The 17,092-nt window shown below is 69.0% G+C and carries 17 protein-coding genes; 10 read left to right on the top strand and 7 right to left on the bottom strand.

All coding sequences use genetic code 11. From position 1 onward, the window contains the following. Positions 1-15: 15 nt before the first annotated feature. Entirely contained in the window at positions 16-705 is a 690-nt protein-coding gene (locus OG558_RS00415; RefSeq protein WP_405068434.1) for a CHAP domain-containing protein, read from the bottom strand. A 107-nt stretch (positions 706-812) separates the two neighbouring features. On the opposite strand from OG558_RS00415, the gene OG558_RS00410 reads away from it, so the two are divergent. Beyond that, the gene (locus tag OG558_RS00410) at positions 813-1,496 is read left to right on the top strand and encodes an NBR1-Ig-like domain-containing protein (RefSeq protein ID WP_329480626.1); all 684 of its coding nucleotides are present in this window, start codon (positions 813-815) and stop codon (positions 1,494-1,496) included. Positions 1,497-1,773: 277 nt separating this feature from the next. On the opposite strand, the gene OG558_RS00405 is transcribed toward OG558_RS00410, so the two are convergent. Both OG558_RS00405 and OG558_RS00400 read right to left on the bottom strand, forming a co-directional pair. After that, positions 1,774-2,694, bottom strand: a complete 921-nt coding sequence (locus tag OG558_RS00405) for a type IV toxin-antitoxin system AbiEi family antitoxin domain-containing protein (protein WP_405068433.1) — start codon at positions 2,692-2,694, stop codon at positions 1,774-1,776. A 234-nt stretch (positions 2,695-2,928) separates the two neighbouring features. Then, on the bottom strand, positions 2,929-3,438 hold the full coding sequence (locus OG558_RS00400; RefSeq protein WP_405068432.1) for a GbsR/MarR family transcriptional regulator: 510 nt from the start codon (positions 3,436-3,438) through the stop codon (positions 2,929-2,931). A 97-nt stretch (positions 3,439-3,535) separates the two neighbouring features. Between OG558_RS00400 and OG558_RS00395 the strand changes: the two genes are divergently transcribed. The 7 genes from OG558_RS00395 to rpe all read left to right on the top strand — a co-directional run bounded on the left by OG558_RS00395 (position 3,536) and on the right by rpe (position 10,091). Continuing rightward, complete coding sequence (locus OG558_RS00395) at positions 3,536-4,459, top strand: ATP-binding cassette domain-containing protein (RefSeq protein ID WP_405068431.1); 924 nt, start codon at positions 3,536-3,538, stop codon at positions 4,457-4,459. After that, a complete protein-coding gene (locus OG558_RS00390) occupies positions 4,456-6,054 on the top strand; it encodes an ABC transporter permease (RefSeq protein WP_405068430.1) in 1,599 nt (532 codons plus the stop codon). The genes OG558_RS00395 and OG558_RS00390 overlap by 4 nt, the downstream gene beginning before the upstream one ends. An 84-nt stretch (positions 6,055-6,138) precedes the next feature. Next, the gene (locus OG558_RS00385; protein WP_405068429.1) at positions 6,139-6,525 is read left to right on the top strand and encodes a pyridoxamine 5'-phosphate oxidase family protein; all 387 of its coding nucleotides are present in this window, start codon (positions 6,139-6,141) and stop codon (positions 6,523-6,525) included. After that, positions 6,515-7,786, top strand: coding sequence for a precorrin-6y C5,15-methyltransferase (decarboxylating) subunit CbiE (gene cbiE, locus OG558_RS00380; protein ID WP_405068428.1), 1,272 nt, complete (start codon positions 6,515-6,517; stop codon positions 7,784-7,786). The genes OG558_RS00385 and cbiE overlap by 11 nt, the downstream gene beginning before the upstream one ends. Then, positions 7,783-8,523, top strand: a complete 741-nt coding sequence (cobM, locus tag OG558_RS00375; RefSeq protein ID WP_405068427.1) for a precorrin-4 C(11)-methyltransferase — start codon at positions 7,783-7,785, stop codon at positions 8,521-8,523. The genes cbiE and cobM overlap by 4 nt, the downstream gene beginning before the upstream one ends. Then, on the top strand, positions 8,520-9,254 hold the full coding sequence (locus tag OG558_RS00370) for a cobalt-precorrin-6A reductase (RefSeq protein ID WP_405068426.1): 735 nt from the start codon (positions 8,520-8,522) through the stop codon (positions 9,252-9,254). The genes cobM and OG558_RS00370 overlap by 4 nt, the downstream gene beginning before the upstream one ends. A 171-nt stretch (positions 9,255-9,425) precedes the next feature. After that, positions 9,426-10,091 (top strand): ribulose-phosphate 3-epimerase, encoded by a 666-nt coding sequence (gene rpe, locus OG558_RS00365; protein WP_329480608.1) that lies wholly within the window; start codon positions 9,426-9,428, stop codon positions 10,089-10,091. Here rpe and OG558_RS00360 read toward each other — a convergent pair. Beyond that, positions 10,056-11,273 carry an MFS transporter gene (locus tag OG558_RS00360; RefSeq protein WP_405068425.1) on the bottom strand — a complete coding sequence of 406 codons (1,218 nt, stop codon included), beginning with the start codon at positions 11,271-11,273 and terminating at the stop codon, positions 10,056-10,058. The two genes, rpe and OG558_RS00360, sit on opposite strands and share 36 nt — an antisense overlap. An 80-nt stretch (positions 11,274-11,353) precedes the next feature. Between OG558_RS00360 and OG558_RS00355 the strand changes: the two genes are divergently transcribed. After that, a complete protein-coding gene (locus tag OG558_RS00355; protein ID WP_329480604.1) occupies positions 11,354-12,145 on the top strand; it encodes an HAD-IIA family hydrolase in 792 nt (263 codons plus the stop codon). Here OG558_RS00355 and OG558_RS00350 read toward each other — a convergent pair. The 3 genes from OG558_RS00350 to OG558_RS00340 form a co-directional block, all read right to left on the bottom strand. Further along, positions 12,142-12,882, bottom strand: coding sequence for a polysaccharide deacetylase family protein (locus OG558_RS00350; RefSeq protein WP_405068424.1), 741 nt, complete (start codon positions 12,880-12,882; stop codon positions 12,142-12,144). The genes OG558_RS00355 and OG558_RS00350 overlap by 4 nt on opposite strands. A gap of 115 nt (positions 12,883-12,997) precedes the next feature. After that, on the bottom strand, positions 12,998-13,744 hold the full coding sequence (locus OG558_RS00345; protein WP_405068423.1) for a polysaccharide deacetylase family protein: 747 nt from the start codon (positions 13,742-13,744) through the stop codon (positions 12,998-13,000). Positions 13,745-13,843: 99 nt separating this feature from the next. Next, a complete protein-coding gene (locus tag OG558_RS00340) occupies positions 13,844-14,488 on the bottom strand; it encodes a helix-turn-helix domain-containing protein (RefSeq protein ID WP_405068422.1) in 645 nt (214 codons plus the stop codon). 181 nt (positions 14,489-14,669) lie between these two features. On the opposite strand from OG558_RS00340, the gene OG558_RS00335 reads away from it, so the two are divergent. Beyond that, positions 14,670-16,739, top strand: a complete 2,070-nt coding sequence (locus tag OG558_RS00335; RefSeq protein WP_405068421.1) for a vWA domain-containing protein — start codon at positions 14,670-14,672, stop codon at positions 16,737-16,739. Positions 16,740-17,092: the final 353 nt, after the last annotated feature.

Genomic DNA, 17,092 nt, shown 5'->3' with positions numbered 1-17,092 from the left:
CAGTGAGGGGACTGGTCAGAAGTTCGGCCAGGCCCAGCCGAGGTAGCTGGAGAAGTAGGGGAGTTTGGCCAGGCCGATCTTGCCGTTGACGCTGGTGGCCCAGAAGTAGCCGTCGCCGCGGGCCACGCCGACGTGGCCGTACGGTGCGGCGAGATCCCAGAACACCAGGGCGCCCTTCGGCGGGTTCAGGTCGCCCTTGTGCGCGACCCCGCGGGCGACGGCGTCGTTCCAGTCGATCTTGGCCGAGCCCCAGATCAGGTCCTTGTTGTACGAGTTCTCGGCGGCCTTCTCGCAGTACCCCTGGTACGCCGTCGACCCGTTGCGGGCGGCGTACCAGTTGATGGCGCGATCAGCGCGCGGGTTGCCGGCGCACAGCGGCGCGACCAGGCCGGAGCTGCCGGTGTTGACGTAGGCGTCGGAGATGAAGCCCTTGCCGGGAACGTGGTCCCAGACCAGGCTGCGGCCGAACTTGCCGGTGACCGGCTCGCCGTAGGTCTGGCAGTCGATCTCGACTGAGCCGTTGGGTTGGGTGCCGACCGCGCCGAAGTCGGTGGCGTTGCCGGATCGGATGGTCACGCCGAGGCCGCTGTCGGTGACCACCGTGCCGGTGGCGGCGCTCGCGGGCAGGGTGCTCAGGGCAGCGGCCCCACCGAGTAGGGCGGTGGCGGCTAGTCGGGCGGTGATGCGCATTAGGGCGGTACGCATGGTGTTTGTCCTTTTCGCTCAAGCAGTGGCGAACTGGCACTGACTTACAGAGAATCAGAGGGTTACGGTGTTGTCGCAGTGGGCAACGATCGACCGGGGAGTGCGTCGTGAGGCCAGCGCAGGCTCGCTTTGTGATCGGCTGCCGGATGCGCGAGCTCCGGGAAGCGGCCGGCGTGCCGCTCAGCCGCGCGGCCGCGGAGTCCGGCTGGGACAAGGGCCACCTGTCCCGGGTCGAGCGCGGCCACACCAAGCCCAGCCGCGAGCTGATCGAGTGGTACGACGCCTCGTTCGGAGCCGGCCAGGCCTTGGTCAACCAACTGATCGAGCTGGACGCCGCGGTCCGCGCCGGCCGCGACATGTCCCAACGCGACCTCCGCCGCCACGTGCAGCCAGTACTCCTCGGCGGCTCCGTGCCGATCGACCACCACCCGGAGGACCGCGCCGAACTGGTGGGGGAGTCCGTGCCCGACGGCACGCGTGTCTGCCGGGATCAGTCATTCGACAAGACCTGGGAGGTTCGCAACAGCGGCGAACGCCCCTGGCACAACCGCTGGCTGACCCGCCAAGGCGCCGCCGGCGCCCCCGGCTGGCTACGGTCGCCCCTGCGGGAACGCCTACCCGACGCCGAGCCAGGCCACATCGTGACGGTCGCGATGACCCTGCAGGCCCCATCCCAGATCGGCGCCTCAACCGCCTACTTCAAAATCACCGACGAAGCCGGCCGCCTCTACTACCCAGGCCTGGAGTCCCCACCCATGTACTGCACCATCTTCACCGTCTACGAGCTCTAGGCCCGCCGCCCCCTCGCCGCCCCCGGCCCGTCGCCGCGGCCCCACCCCTTCGCCGCGCGTCAGTCCCGCGCCGCGTCAGCCTCGCGCCCCGCGTCAGCCCCGCGCCGCGCGCGTCAGCCCCGCGCCGCGCGCGTCAGCCCCGCGCCCCGCCCCTCGCCGCCCGCCGGCCAGAAGGTGGGGGTGTGGACAGGATCTGGTGGCGTTGGACAAGGAATAACTTGTTCACGGCCACCGCCCAGTGGTGCAGGCCCCCAGACCTGGACAGCAGCGCAATGCCTCACGCTGCTGCCCGAATCCGGTCCGCGGTGGCTCGCGGCTGATCGAGGTCGGCCCAGCTCACGCGCACAACCCGGTACCCGCAGGCACGGAGCCGATCTTCGCGCCACTTCTCCGCCAACACGGCATCCGCGGCCTCGCCGTACTTCAGTGCGCCATCGAACTCGACGACCACCCGACCGAACAACAGGAAGTCGACCCGACCGACCAGCCGACCATCCGCATCGCGAATCTCGACCTGCAGCGTCGGCACCGGCAACCCATGATTCGCCATCAGCACCCGCAGCCGCGACTCGCCGACCGACTCACTCAACCCGTCGGCGAATCGTGCCGCCGCCCGTGCCGCTGGTGATCCGGTCCAGAACCTGTGGCGATCCGCCGTCGCCAGCAGTGCCTCCGCCGTGACAAGTCCCTGATGCAGAGCCGCGTCCGCGAGTACGACTCCTACCTCGTACGACGAGCCGCAGGCCGTCTCGGTGACCGCACGGGCAGGTGTGACGACCCGCAGGCCGTCGACCACTGTGATTTCGCCGGGGTCAAACCGGGAGCGGTGGACGTCCGCGATGGCGTCGGACCGGGCTCGGCCGGACGGTTTGGTCAGGTGGACCTTGCTCAGATCGAGACCCCAGGTCGGCAGCCCGTGCAGCGCGGCAGCGGATTGATGGCTGACGACCACGCCGGCGCCCATCCGGTCCACGACTGCTCGAGTCCTCAGTAGGTGCAGGCGTCTCGCCCGGTCCCACGAAGGTTCTTCGCTGGGCCACATCCCCGGTTCGACGTACACATCGCGGGACAGGCGCGACCACTGTCCGGCGCGCAGCTGTCGGCGGAGCTCGCTGTCGCTGTAGCCGGATTCGATCGCGTCTGCTCGGCTGAACCAGCCGCGCCGGGCAGTGGTCAGCACACTCAATTTCGGGTTCATACCGGCAACATGCCGTTGATCCGGTCCCCGGACGTGCCCCGATTTGCTACCTGTGGACAACCACGACCCGGGGCCTTGGACCCCAACCGGGGGGCTTGAACAAGCAATAACCTGTTCAAGCCCCCGACGCCCTGGTCAAACCACCGACGCCCTGGTCAAGCCCCCGATGCCGTGGTCAAGCCCCCGACAACCTGTTCAAGCGCCCGACGCCGTGGTCAAGCCCCCGACGCTTGGTCAGAGGCCGGAGTCCAGTTCCGCGTCGATTTCGGCGTCCAGTTCGGCTTTGCGTTTGATCCAGCGTTCGCTCAGGCCTTTGACCTCTTCGCCGATGAAGTCGATGAAGCCGAGGGATACGCGGATGCGGCGGTGGGCGGCGGTGCCTTCGCCGGACGCGTCGAGGACCTTGCGCAGCGAGTCGGCCCAGCGGACCAGGGCCTGGTCCTCGCTCATCATCGTCTGGTACCAGGCGTCGTCCTGGACGACGTACACATCGCGACGAGTGCCGGGCTCGCGCTCGCGGGTGGCCAGGCGCAGCTGGAGCAAGTAGTTGACCGCACCGGAGACCGCGGCCGGACTCGCCTGCAGCCGGTCGGACAGGTCGGCGGCGGTCATCCGTCCCTCCACACTCGACAAGATGGCGGCGAATACCCGGCCGGCCATCCGCGGCCAGCCGGTCTCGGCCAGCAGGTTGCCGAACTGTTCGGTGTACCGCCTCACGGCGTCGTCGTCTCGCTGTGCACTCACCGCCCCATCATCCCCTCTAGGTCACTCGGAAACCTGACACGTGAACGACATGTTAGAAAGATTCACAATCTTCTGAATGAAGTGTACGTTATGAATCATGACATCAGCCATCGTGGTCTCTGGACTGCACAAGTCGTACGGGAGTACGCACGCCCTCGACGGTCTCGACCTGGACGTCGCGACCGGAGAGGTGCACGGATTCCTCGGGCCGAACGGCGCCGGGAAGTCCACCACCATCCGGGTCCTGCTGGGGCTGCTACGGGGTGACGCCGGCGATGTCTCGCTGCTCGGTGGCGACCCGTGGCACGACGCGGCGAAGCTGCACCGGCGGCTCGCCTACGTTCCCGGCGACGTGAACCTGTGGCCGAACCTGACCGGCGGCGAGGTGATCGACCTGCTCGGCCGGCTCCGCGGCGGGCTGGACGAGAAGAAGCGTGACGACCTGCTCCGCCGGTTCGACCTCGACCCGACCAAGAAGGGCCGCACGTACTCGAAGGGCAACCGGCAGAAGGTCGCCCTGGTCGCGGCGCTGGCGTCGGACGTCGAGTTGCTGATCCTGGACGAGCCGACGTCCGGTCTGGACCCGCTGATGGAGGAGGTGTTCCGGCAGTTCATCGAGGAAGAGCGCCAGCGCGACGGAAACCGCACCGTGTTGCTGTCGAGCCATATCCTCTCCGAGGTCGAGGCTCTGTGTGACCGGATCAGCATCATCCGTCGCGGCAAGGTGGTCGAGACCGGGACGCTGTCCGACCTGCGCCACCTCACGCGTACGTCGATCCACGCCGAGCTGGCCGCGTCACCGAACGGCCTGGCCCAGCTGCCCGGCGTCCACGACCTCGATGTCGAGGGCAACCGGGTCCGCTGCGAGGTGGACACAGCCCAGCTGGACGCGGTGATGCGGCAGCTGTCCGCGAGCGGGATCAAGAGCCTGGTCGCGCAGCCGCCGACGCTGGAGGAGCTGTTCCTGCGGCACTACGAGGACGATGACACCAGCACCGAGCCCGTGGCGGCCGCGCGATGAACGACTTCGTCGGTACCGGCACCCTGGTGCGGCTCGCGCTGCGCCGGGACCGGATCCTGATCCCGGTGTGGATCGTGGTGTTCGTGATCTCGGCGGCCGGGTCTGCGAAGGCGTCGATCGACCTCTATTCGGACCCGAAGTCCCTGGCCGAGGCCGCACGGACGTCGAACGCGTCCCCCGCGCTCGTCTCCCTGTACGGCCGGATCTTCGACGAGTCCTCGCTCGGTGAGGTCTCGCTGTTCAAGTTCACCGCGTTCGGTGCCCTGCTGGTCGGGTTGCTGGCCGCCATGCTCGTCGTACGGCACACCCGGACCGAGGAGGAGAGCGGTCGCCTCGAGTTGCTCAGCGCCGGAGTGGTCGGCCGGTACGCCGCTTTGACCGCCGCGCTGATCGTCTCGTCGGGGACCGTCGTACTGCTGGGCCTGTTGACGGCTTTGTCGCTCATCGGGAGCGGTCTGCCTGCTACTGGTTCGTTCGCCTTCGGAGCGATGTGGGCCGCGGCCGGTCTGTCGTTCGCAGGCGTCGGTGCGGTGACGGCACAGGTCACCGAGGGCGCACGGGCAGCGAACGGGCTCACCGCGGCCGTGCTGGGTGTTGCGTACGTCCTGCGTGCAATCGGCGACTCCGCGTCGAACGGCAGCATGCAGTGGGTTTCGTGGTTGTCGCCGATCGGGTGGTCGCAGCAGGTGCGTGCGTACGCCGGCGACCGGTTCGTCGTCGTACTGGTGCCGCTGGCATTCATGGCGCTGACTGTCGCCGGTGCGATGGCGCTGATCCGGCGGCGTGACGTCGGGGCCGGCCTGGTGCGGCCGCGTCCGGGCCCGCCGACTGCTGCGCCTTCGCTGCGGTCGCCGCTGGCGCTGGCCTGGCGCCTGCACCGCGGAGCGTTCTACGGCTGGCTCTTCGCGTTCTTGCTGCTCGGCCTGCTGGTCGGCAACATCGCGAGCAACGTGGACGGCTTCGTCACCAGTGACAGCGCCAAGGAGATGGTCGAGAAGCTCGGTGGGGTCAATGGCATCACCGATGCCTTCCTGGCGACCGAGATGGGCGTCATGGGTCTGCTCGCCTCAGCCTTCGGGATCCAAGCGGCACTCCGGCTCCGCTCCGAGGAGACCGCGCTCCGCGCCGAGCCACTGCTGGCAACCGATGTCACTCGGAGTCGGTGGCTAGCCAGTCACGTGCTGATGGCGCTGCTCGGCACCGGTGCGCTGATTCTCGTTGCCGGACTGGGCTCCGGGATCTCCAGTGGTGCGTCGCTGGGCAACACGGGTCGCCAGGTGCCACGGATGCTGGCCGCGGCCGCCGTACAACTACCCGCGATCTGGCTGGTCACCGCGCTGGTCGTGATCCTGTTCGGCGCCGCACCCAAGCTGGTCACCGGCGGATGGGTCCTGTACGGCGTGTTCCTGCTGATCGGCCAGTTCGGATCGGTCTTCAACCTGCCGCAGTCCGTCATCAACCTCAGCCCGTACGGCCACACTCCGCGCCTCCCCGGCGGCGACTTCTCCGTGACCCCGGTCATCTGGTTGACAGCCATAGCCGCCGCTCTGACCCTGGCCGGCTTCGCCACCTTCCGTCGCCGAGACATCGGCTGACCCGAGCCGCGCTGGTCTGAGGGGTCCAGCGCCAACGGCCCGCCCGGCACCTCACCGGGCGGGCCGCTTGTCTACGATCGCTAGGTGTTGAGCGAGCGACTTGCGGGATTCTGGACCGAGCGGCATCTGTGTGTGCTGAGTACCGTCCGAGCGGACGGGACTGTGCATGCGACGCCGGTGGGGGCGACGCTGGATGTCGAGGCGGGGATCGCTCGGGTGATCTGCTCGGGGACGTCGCACAAGGCGCGGACGATCCGGAAGGCGGGTGCCGAGGGTGCTGCGGTGGCCGTGACTCAGGTGGACGGACGGCGGTGGAGCACGCTCGAGGGGCGTGCGGTGGTGAGTGACGACCCGGAGCGCGTCGAGGAGGCTGTACGGCGGTACGCGAAGAGGTACCGGGAGCCGCGGGAGAACCCGCGCCGCGTGGTCATCGAGATCACCATCACGAAGGTGCTCGGCAATGCCGGCTGACCTGGTCACGGTGGTGGGAGTCGGTGCCGACGGCTGGCACGGCCTGTCCCCGGCGGCCCGTGCCGCCGTCGAGTCGGCCGAGGTCCTGATGGGCAGCCCCAGACAACTGGCCCTCGTCCCGCCGGACCTCGGCGTGGCGGACGACTCCGGCGACGTCGGAGCTCCGTCGCCCACGGACGTCCCCGGCCGCGTCGCGGGCCGGGTGCGGGTTGCTTGGCCGTCGCCGCTTTCCGAGGCGCTGCCGGGCTTGCTGCAGGAGCACCGCGGTCGCCGGATCTGCGTGCTGGCCAGCGGCGACCCGACGTTCCACGGCATCGGCACGACACTGACGCGGTTGCTCGGCGCAGACGCCGTACGGGTCATCCCACACCCGTCGAGCGTGTCGTTGGCCTGTGCTCGGCTGGGTTGGCCCCAGGACCGGGTGCAGGTAGTGAGTCTGGTCGGCCACCCCGTCGAGCGAGTCCACCCGCACATCCAGCCCGGTCGTCAGCTTCTGGTGCTGAGCTGGGGTGCTCACACCCCTGCAGAGGTCGCGGAGCTGTTGGTTGCGCGCGGCTACGGCTCCAGCCAGCTCACCGTCCTCGAACAACTCGGCGGCCCGTCGGAGCGTGTGCGGACGACACGAGCCTCGGAGTGGTCGGATGACACCAATGCGCTCAACGTGATCGGTGTGCTCTGCCAGTCCGACGCGGACGCAGTCCTGCTGCCCACGGTGCCCGGTCTGCCGGACGACGCGTACGAGAGCGACGGACAGTTGACCAAGCGGGAGGTGCGGGCGGTGACGCTCTCCCGGCTCGCACCGGTGCCGGGCCAGTTGCTCTGGGACGTAGGCGGCGGCGCAGGCAGCATCGCGATCGAGTGGTCGCGCCATCACCCCACCTGCCGGGCGATCGCCATCGAACGCGATCCGGACCGGGCGAAGCGGCTGGACCGCAACGCCACTGCGCTCGGGGTAGAACTAGCTGTAGTGCACGGCGCGGCTCCTGCGGCACTCGACGGGCTGCAGTCACCCGACGCGATCTTCATCGGCGGGGGAGCGACCGCGGCCGGCATGTTCGACGCCTGCTGGAACGCGCTCCGTCCCGGCGGCCGCCTCGTCGTGAACGGCGTGACGCTGGAGACCGAGTCCCTCATCGCCCAGTGGTACGGCGCGGTCGGCGGCGATCTCATCCGCCTCGACGTGCAACGCGCGTCACCCGTCGGAACCATGACCGGCTGGCGCCCCGCGATGCCTGTCACGATCTGGAGCGTGACCAAGTGACCGTGCACTTCATCGGGGCCGGTCCGGGAGCCGCCGATCTGATCACGGTCCGCGGCCGCGACCTGATCGCCGCCGCACCGGTCTGCCTGTATGCCGGCGCCCTCGTCCCGGACGAGCTCCTCGACTACTGCCCACTCGGCGCGCGCAAGGTCGACACTGCCTCGCTCACCCTCGACGAGATCATCGCCGAGCTCTCCGCCGCCTACGCCGACGGCCTCGACGTCGCCCGCCTCCACTCCGGCGACCCGTCCGTCTTCAGCGCGATGGCCGAGCAGATGCGCCGCCTCGACGCCCTGGACATTCCGTACGACGTGACACCCGGCGTACCCGCGTACGCGGCCGCCGCGGCGACGCTCGGCCGCGAGCTCACCGTGCCCGAGGTCGGCCAGACAGTGATCCTGACCCGCATCGGTGGCCGGGCCAGCGCGATGCCGGCGGGCGAGGAGCTGGCGGTGCTCGGTGCGAGCCGGGCGACGCTCGTACTGCACCTCGCCGTCCAGCAGATCGACCGGGTCGTGGCCGAGCTCGTGCCGAACTACGGCGCCGACTGCCCGGTCGCGGTGATCGCCCGGGCCTCGCGCGACGACGAGGTGATCCTGCGTGGGACGCTGGCGGATATCGCGGATCAGGTGCGAGCCGCGGACGTCCGTCGTACTGCTGTGATCATCGCCGGAAAGGTGCTCTCGGCAACGACCTTCCGCGACAGCCACCTGTACTCGGCCGCGCGGGTGCGATGAGGGTTCTCCTGCTCGGCGGGACCGGCGAGGCTCGGGAGTTGGCCGGCGTGCTGGTCACATCTGGTTGTGAGGTGGTGTCCTCGCTTGCCGGGCGCACTACTGACGCGCGGCTACCCGTCGGCGAGGTCCGCTCAGGTGGCTTCGGTGGCGCGGCCGGGTTGGCGCGCTGGCTCCAGACGAACCCGGTCGACGCCGTCGTCGATGCGACGCATCCCTTCGCGGCCACGATGACGTCGCATGCAGTGACTGCCGCGCGTCAGGTCGGCGTACCGCTGCTCGTCCTCCGGCGTCCGGGCTGGAGCGCCGAGCCCGGCGACGCGTGGCACTGGGTCGACTCGCCGGCCGAAGCTGCCGGGTTGCTGCCCTCCTTGGGATCCCGTGTGTTCCTCACGATCGGCCGCCAAGGTCTTGACGCCTTCGCGACCACCGGCCTCTGGATTGTCGCCCGCTGTGTCGATGCGCCCGAACCCCGGCCGTCGTGGTGCACACTGATCCTCGCCCGCGGCCCGTACGACGTCGACGGTGAGCTCAGTCTGCTGCGCGAGCACCGGATCGACGTCGTGGTCACCAAGGACAGCGGCGGCCCGGCAACTTCCGCAAAGCTGGAAGCCGCGCGTCGGCTACGCATCCCCGTGGTCGTTATCCGGCGCCCGCCGCTGCCGTCCGGTGTTGACGTGGTGGACTCCGTCGCCCAGGCAGCCAAGTGGCTCGCGGACAACCTCACCCGATGATCCGGAAGCCCTCGACTCACCTCCGTCGACCTACCTGGAGCTCTTCGTCCGCCGCCGGCCCACCACGATCCGGGAAGTTCTGGCCGCCGAGCTCACCACCTGACGGCGATCCCTGGTCGCTGAGCTCACCACCTGACGGCTGATCCGCGGGGGCTCGGTAGATTGACGCCTATGGGGATTCAGATCGCGCCGAGCATCCTGTCCGCCGACTTCGCGCGGCTGGCCGATGAGGCGGCTGCTGTGCCGAACGCGGACTGGCTGCATGTCGACGTGATGGACAACCATTTCGTCCCGAACCTCACCCTCGGCCTGCCGGTGGTGGAGTCGCTGGCGAAGGCGACCGACACCCCGCTCGACTGTCACCTGATGATCGAGGACCCGGACCGCTGGGCACCCGGGTACGTCGAGGCCGGTGCGTCCAGCGTCACCTTCCACGTCGAGGCGTGCAAGGCGCCGATCCGCACCGCACGCGAGATCCGCGCCAAGGGTGCCCGGGCCGCGATGGCGCTGAAGCCGGCCACGCCGATCGAGCCGTACGAGGATCTGCTGTCCGAGCTCGACATGATCCTGATCATGACCGTCGAGCCCGGTTTTGGTGGCCAGAAGTTCCTCGACGTCTGCGTGCCGAAGATCCGCCGGACCCGCGAACTCATGAAGAAGCACGGTCTCGAGCTGTGGATCGAGATCGACGGCGGAGTCTCTGTCGACACCATCGAGCGGTGCGCCGAGGCGGGCGCCGACGTGTTCGTGGCCGGCTCGGCCGTCTACGCCGCCGACAACCCGAACGCGATGGTCGAGCAGCTACGCGGTCTCGCCGAGCAGGCTGCCGGCCGGTAGCGCGGACTCAGTCGGCGACTCCGCCGGCACCCGCAACAACAGCACCATTGAGACTCCCGCGAGTACGGCGGCCACCAGCCAGACGTACCGCACTCCGAAGCTCTCGATCACCGCGCCCGAGACGGCGGCTCCGATCGCCGCTCCACCCATCGCCGCGCTGCCCATCCACCCGAACACCTCGGTCCGGACCGTGTCCGGGGTCAGCGCACCCAGGCGCTCGTACAGCGCACCGATCGCCGGAGCCAACGTGAGCCCCGACAGCGTCAGCGCAACCCCGAGCGACACCGGAGACCACGTCGCGAACACGCAGAGCAGCATGCCCGCCGTGACCAAGGCGGCCCGCCGCCAGAGGTACGACGTACGCCGGCCAGGCAACGCGCCTGCCACCGCGCCACCGACCAGACTTCCGAAGGCCCAGACGGCTTCGAAGATGCCCGCGATCAGCCGCTCACCGTGCTCGTCCGCGAACGCCACGATGCCGAGCGAGATGCCGTTGAACGCCATCACCCACAGGCCGAAGGAGAGGATCAACGGCAACCGATACCGGTGCCAGAGCAACTGACGCGCGGTCAAGCGCACCTCGCCGTGATGATCCCGGTGCAGCGGCTTGGGTTGTCGGAGCGCGTACCACCAGATGAAGAGCGCAGACATCGACGCCGCGAGCAGGACACCCAGCCGCGGGCTGGCGACGCTGACGGCCGTTGCCCCGAGCATCGGCCCGACAATGAACAGCAACTCCTGAGCCGTCGCATCCACCGCGTACGCCGTCCGCAGTGCCGGACCCTTGACTACGCGGGGCCAGGCGGCGCGCAGCGTCTGCATCACCGGCGGCACGAACGCGCCGCTGATCAGCGCGGCCAGTGGCATCAGCCGATACCAACCGGCTGGCAGCACAGCGATCCCGAGCTGGGCTACGCTCCAAGCGATCCCGGTGAGTAGCAGCACGCCGCGTGGACCGCGCCGATCGGCCGCGCGGGACCACAGCGGCCCGGCGATCGCCATACCGACGGAGTACGCACCTGCGACCACGCCAGCCCAGCGGAACGAACCGCTCAGGTCCTTCGCGAGGAACGCGATCGGGACCATCGTGGCGAGGACGGGCAAGCGCGCCAGCAGGGAGGACACCAGCAGCGCCATCACGCCGTGCGTCCGCCACAGCTCGCGATACCCGGAAAACTCCATGCACGGCATTCTCGCTCTCCCCACCGACACTTTGCGATGGATTACCTCGCCGACGGAACCGGCCCACCTACGATGGGCCAATGACCGAGCACAAGCCGGTGGAGAGCTGGCTCACGGACATGGATGGCGTGCTGGTGCACGAGGAGCGTGCCATCCCCGGGGCCAGTGAGTTCATCGCGTCGCTGCAAGCGTCCGGGAAGAAGTTCCTGGTGCTCACCAACAACTCGATCTTCACTCCCCGCGACCTGCGGGCCCGGCTGCTTGTGGCGGGCATCGACATCCCCGAGACGGCGATCTGGACCAGCGCGCTGGCTACGGCCCAGTTCCTGGACGACCAGCGTCCGGGCGGTACGGCGTACGTGATCGGCGAGGCCGGCCTGACCACGGCGCTGCACGAGGTCGGCTATGTGCTGACCGAGCGGGATCCGGACTATGTCGTCCTCGGGGAGACCCGCACCTATTCCTTCGAAGCGATCACCAGGGCGATCCGGTTGATCTCCGACGGCGCGCGGTTCATCGCGACCAACCCCGACCCGACCGGCCCGTCGCAGGAGGGTCCACTCCCCGCGACCGGTTCGGTGGCCGCGCTCATCACCCGGGCCACGGGCGTCGCGCCGTACTTCGTCGGCAAACCCAACCCGCTGATGATGCGCAGCGCGCTGAACCGGATCGAGGCGCATTCCGAGACGACCGTGATGATCGGTGACCGGATGGACACCGACATCGTCAGCGGTCTCGAGGCCGGCCTCCGCAGCGTGCTGGTGCTCTCCGGCTCCACCGGCGAACACGAGGTGAACCGCTTCCCTTACCGTCCAACGCGGATCGTCGAGTCGATCGCCGACGTCGTACCGCTCGTCGCCGCGATGTCCTAGCAGGTCAGCGTGCGGAAACCGTAGCCCTGCGCCTTGAGCGACGTCAGGATGGTGGGCAGCGCGGCCGCGGTCTGAGTGCGGTTCCCGCCGCCGTCGTGCATGAGGATCACCGACCCGTTGTGGACGTTCTTGAGCACCCGCTGCACGATCGCCGGCGCACCGGGCTTGGTCCAGTCACGCGAGTCGACGGTCCACACCACCAGGTCCTTGCCGAGCGCCCTTGCCCGTTGCGTCACGGTGGGGTTCATTCCGCCGTACGGCGGTCGCAGGCAGGCCGGCGTACTCCCGGTCGCCGCCCGGATGGCCTGATCCGTCGACGCGACCTCCTGCCGGAACGCCGCCGCGCCCAGCTTGCGGAGATCGGCGTGGTCCCAGGTGTGGTTCTCCACGCTGTGCCCGGCGGCGTGGATGGTCTTGGTCAGCTCCGGGTGCTTCGCGACGTTCTTGCCGACCTCGAAGAACGTGGCCTTGGCGTCGTACTTCGCCAGGATCGCCAGGATCTGCGGTGTGTACGTCGGGTCGGGCCCGTCGTCGAAGGTCAGGACGACGTACTTGGTCGGCAGCGCGACCTCGGCCGGCGTCGGCGCCGCCGCTGCGGGCGCGGGCGGCTTGGGCGCCGGTGGTTGGCTGGGTGTGCGGGCGGCCGCGACAACGACAGAGCCGATCACCGCGCTGACCACCATCATCATGGCCAGCCCGATCATCCGGTTGCCGGCGCGCGTCAAGCGAACATCCATGCGTCCCCCAGGGCGGTGGGTGGCTCACTTCCTCACCCGTCCACCATGGGCACACCGCCGCCGAAAGCCAGCGCCCACGCCGCTTCCGCGTCAACAAACCACGAATACCGGACGCTCAGGTACAGGACATCGTGGTGAAGCCGTAGCCGCGTGCCTTCAGGGTTCTCAGGATCGTCGGCAGCGCGGCAACCGTCTGGCTGCGATTCCCGCCGCCGTCGTGCATCAGGATCACCGACCCGCTGTGCACCTTCGCCAGCGCCCGGCGCACGATCACCGACGTTCCCGGACGCGACCAGTCGCGCGTGTCGATGGTCCACACGCGGATCTTCTTGCCGAGGGCGGCTGCCCGCCGGGAGACGAGTTTGTTCGTCCCGCCGTACGGCGGCCGCAGACAGCGTGGGGTGTAGCCCGTCTGGGCCCGGATGTAGCGGTCCGTCTTCTGGACCTGGTACCTGAAGGACGTCGCCGAGACGTGGCGGAGATCCGGGTGCGACCAGGTGTGGTTCTGCACGCTGTTGCCCTGTTGGTAGACGCGCCGGGTCAGGCTCGGGTAGCGAGCGACGTTCTGGCCGATCTCGAAGAAGGTTGCCTTCGCCCCGTAAGCGCGAAGGATCTTCAGGATCTGTGCGGTGTACCGCGGACTCGGGCCGTCGTCGAAGGTGAGATAGATGTACTTGGCCGCGGCATCGGCCTGGGTGGCGGCGGTCGTGGTGGCTCGGGTGGTCGTGGCTCGGGTCGTGGTGACCCGGGGTTTGGCAGTCGCCGTGAGCCCAAGCGTCGTGACCAATCCGATGGCGACTGCGGTGATCAGGAGTCGGCGCGGCCAGCGAGCCTGAGCCGGCGAGCGACGGTACAAAAACATGGCTACCCCCGTGTGTAGCTGCACCCCGAACGGGACGTTCTCCATCGTGCGCCCCCGGCAGGCCTTTGGGCCAGGGCCGAAAAGGCCTGCCTAGGCACCTCAACCGTGGTGTTTCTCATAGTGGGCGAGGGCATCGGCCGTACGTCCTGTCCCGTAGGCCAGCAGTAACTCGGCCACGGCCGGCGAATGCTCCGCGGCCGCAGCGGCCGCTGCCTGGATCTCCTCGGCGGAGGCGACCGCACGGAAGAGGTCCTGGATCTCGCGCACGACAGCCCGCGCGGGCTGGGACGTGTTCGCGGTCAGATCGTGCGGGACAGCCGGCGCGGGCTGACTCGTCGGTGCCGGCAATCCGGCGGGCGCCGCGAATGGTGTCGCCGAGTCCGTGACCTGTCCTGGCAGGTGGGCGGACGATCGCGGCAGATGTGTGGTGGTGGGGTCGTAGGCGCCGGTGGCGGCGCGGATCCGGTCCAGGTCGCCGGGAATGTCTTCGGGATCGATCTCACCGGCCACCGCCAGGTCGGCGAGCTGCGAAACGGCGCGAAGACGCGATACCACCGCTGGGTTGCCGATCTTCACCCGCTGCGCGCTCATCAGCTGCGACAGCATCGGCGCGGACAGTCCGATCACCTGCGCGAGGGCGCTCTGGTTCAATCCGAGCGGCCCGGCCACCCGCCGTACGACCTCACCGAGCGGTTCGCCGTACAGGTCGATCTGCTGCTGGATGTTGTGTGCTGTCTGGTCCATCGGTGAGCTCCCCTCTCGCCGGCCGCCGTCCGTGGTCGACTGCAAACATCTTCGCAGTTGCGAAGGCAAATTTCCAGTCCTGGCGTTTGCAGTTGTGGATTTCGCGCGTGAGACAGTCGGTTTGACATTTGCGATCGCAAACTGCCAAGGTTTGCGGCAGCGAATCTCACTGGAGGAAACGATGACGGCTCTGCAGGGACACCGCCGCCCCGCGGTGTGGGCGCTCCTCGCCATCACACTGACCGCCATACTGACCGGTCTGACGACCGGGACCGCCCTGGCCGACCCCGATCCAGCCAACGGCAAGCTCGTCCTGGTGCTCGACTCTTCCGGCTCGATGAAGGAACCTGCCGGCGACGGGCAGACGAAGATCGCCGCGGCTCGGACCGCGCTGACGCAGGTGGTGACCAAGCTGCCGCCGACCGCGGAGGTGGGCCTGCGGGTGTACGGCGCGACCGTGTTCAAGCGCACCCAGCCCGGCGCGTGCACCGACACGCAACTGACGGTCCCGATCGGCACGAGCAACCGGCCGCAGCTGCAGGCCGCGATCACGAAGTACAAGCCCTACGGCGAGACTCCGATCGGCTACGCGCTTCAGCAGGCGGCCAAGGACCTCGGCCCGAGCGGCCAGCGCACCATCGTGCTGGTCTCCGACGGCGAGGCCACCTGCGCGCCGGATCCCTGTGTAGTGGCGCAGTCGATCGCCAAGCAAGGCATCGACCTGAAAATCGATGTGGTCGGGTTCCGCGTCGGCGGGAAGGCCCGGACCCAGCTGCAGTGCGTCGCTCGCGAAGGCCGGGGAGACTACTACGACGCCGACTCGACCATCGACCTCGAGGCCGGGCTGGATCGCCTGTCCACCCGAGCCTTCCGCCCGTTCCGGATCTCCGGTACGCCGGTCCAGGGTGCGCCGCAGCAGGAAGGTGCCCCGGTGCTTGCCCCGGGCCACTATTCCGACACGTTCGGGGTGGACGACACCTCGAAGCATTACCTGATCAAGCGGACCATGACCGGTTCGACGCTGCGGGCCGGGGTGAGCTTCCGGCGTCCGTCGGGTGGCAGCTTCGTCATCCAGACCGAGGTGAAGCTCAACACGCTCACCGGTGAGCAATGCGGCTGGAGCTACCCGAGAGCGTTCGACGGTGACCAGGGCCTCGCCACGGGCACAGCCGCAAGCTGGTCGAAGTACAAGAAGAAGAACGACGAGTGCGCCGAGTCCGACCAGTTGGTGCTCACCGTGAATCCGGGCAAGGACTTCCGGGAGATCAAGGGAGTGCCGTACGAACTGCGGATCGACGAGGAGCCGCCGGTGGATTCGACCACCAGCCTCCCGGCGCCGGCCGCCGACCCGGTCTGGGTTCCGATGGCCGGTTCGACCCCGCGCGAGATCGTTCCCGGCTCCAGTTTCCCGGATGCACCGCTGCTCCAGCCCGGTAGCTACAAGACGACGTTGATGCCGGGGGAGTTGCAGCTCTACAAGGTCAAGGCCGACTGGGGTCAGCGGATCCAGGCGCAGATCACTGTGCCGGAGATGGCCGGAGCCATGGCTGAGGCCATCGATGGGATCCGCTACTTGGACACCGCGCTGATCTCGCCGATCGGTGAGGACGTGTACGCCGTCTTCGCCAAGAAGGTGCCCGGTGGTTCGTACACGAAGGCTGTGCTCACCAAGCGTGGTCTCGTGAAGGCAGTGACGACCAAGGAGGTCCGCTACCTGAACCGGAACGGAGCCAACAACCAGGACACCGGCACCTCGACCCCGGGCGAGTACTACATCGCGGTCTCGCTGACCCGGAAGACCGACGACAAGGCCTTCGCGATCCCGCTGACTCTGACCGTCGGCCTGCAGGGCACCGCCGGCACCGGAAAACCGGAGTACGTCGACGGCGCAACGCCTGTCTCCGGTGACTCGATCACCCCGTCGCCAACCGCATCCCCCTCAGAGACCCCGAGCAACGGCTCTGGTGACGGCAACAACACCGAGGCCGGCGGCCCGGTCCAGGGCAGCGCCGACTCGGGCGACGGCACTCCGGTCGGCCTGATCGCGGGCCTCGGCGGAGGCGGCCTACTCCTCCTGCTGCTCGGGGCGTTCGCAGTACTCCGCCTCCGCAAAAAGCCGGCCACCGGCCAGCCAGCCGCACCCTGGCAGCCCGCCCAACAGCCCTACCCGAACCAGCCCCCGCCCCAGTACCCGAACCAAGCCCCGCCGCAATACCCGAACCAGGGCGGCCAGCAACCGCCGCACCACTAACACCCGCACACGGCCCGGATCACACCCCCAGTGATCCGGGCCGTGCCATCTCCAAACCAGAACGACCACCCGCCCTACCCACCGTCGCGCCAGCCGCTGGCCCACCCACCGTCGCGCCGGCCGCTGCCCCCCACCGTCGCGCCAGCCGCTGCCGGGCCAACGGCCCGCTGCGCCAACGGCCGCCCCACCCACCGCCGCCCCACTCCACCGTCGCCCACCCACATCGGCGCACCGGCGATGGCCGCCGCAGACGCGGCGAAGGCTGGACTGCGGCCGCCCCGCTGACCGGCCGCTGGAGCTCCATCTACTCATCTCGGCGGGGCGGTGGGCTGGGGGTGGTGAGCGGGTGGGGC

This window comes from Kribbella sp. NBC_01510 (assembly GCF_045040325.1).
GTDB lineage: Bacteria > Actinomycetota > Actinomycetes > Propionibacteriales > Kribbellaceae > Kribbella.
This window is presented reverse-complemented; position numbering and strand designations above follow the sequence as displayed.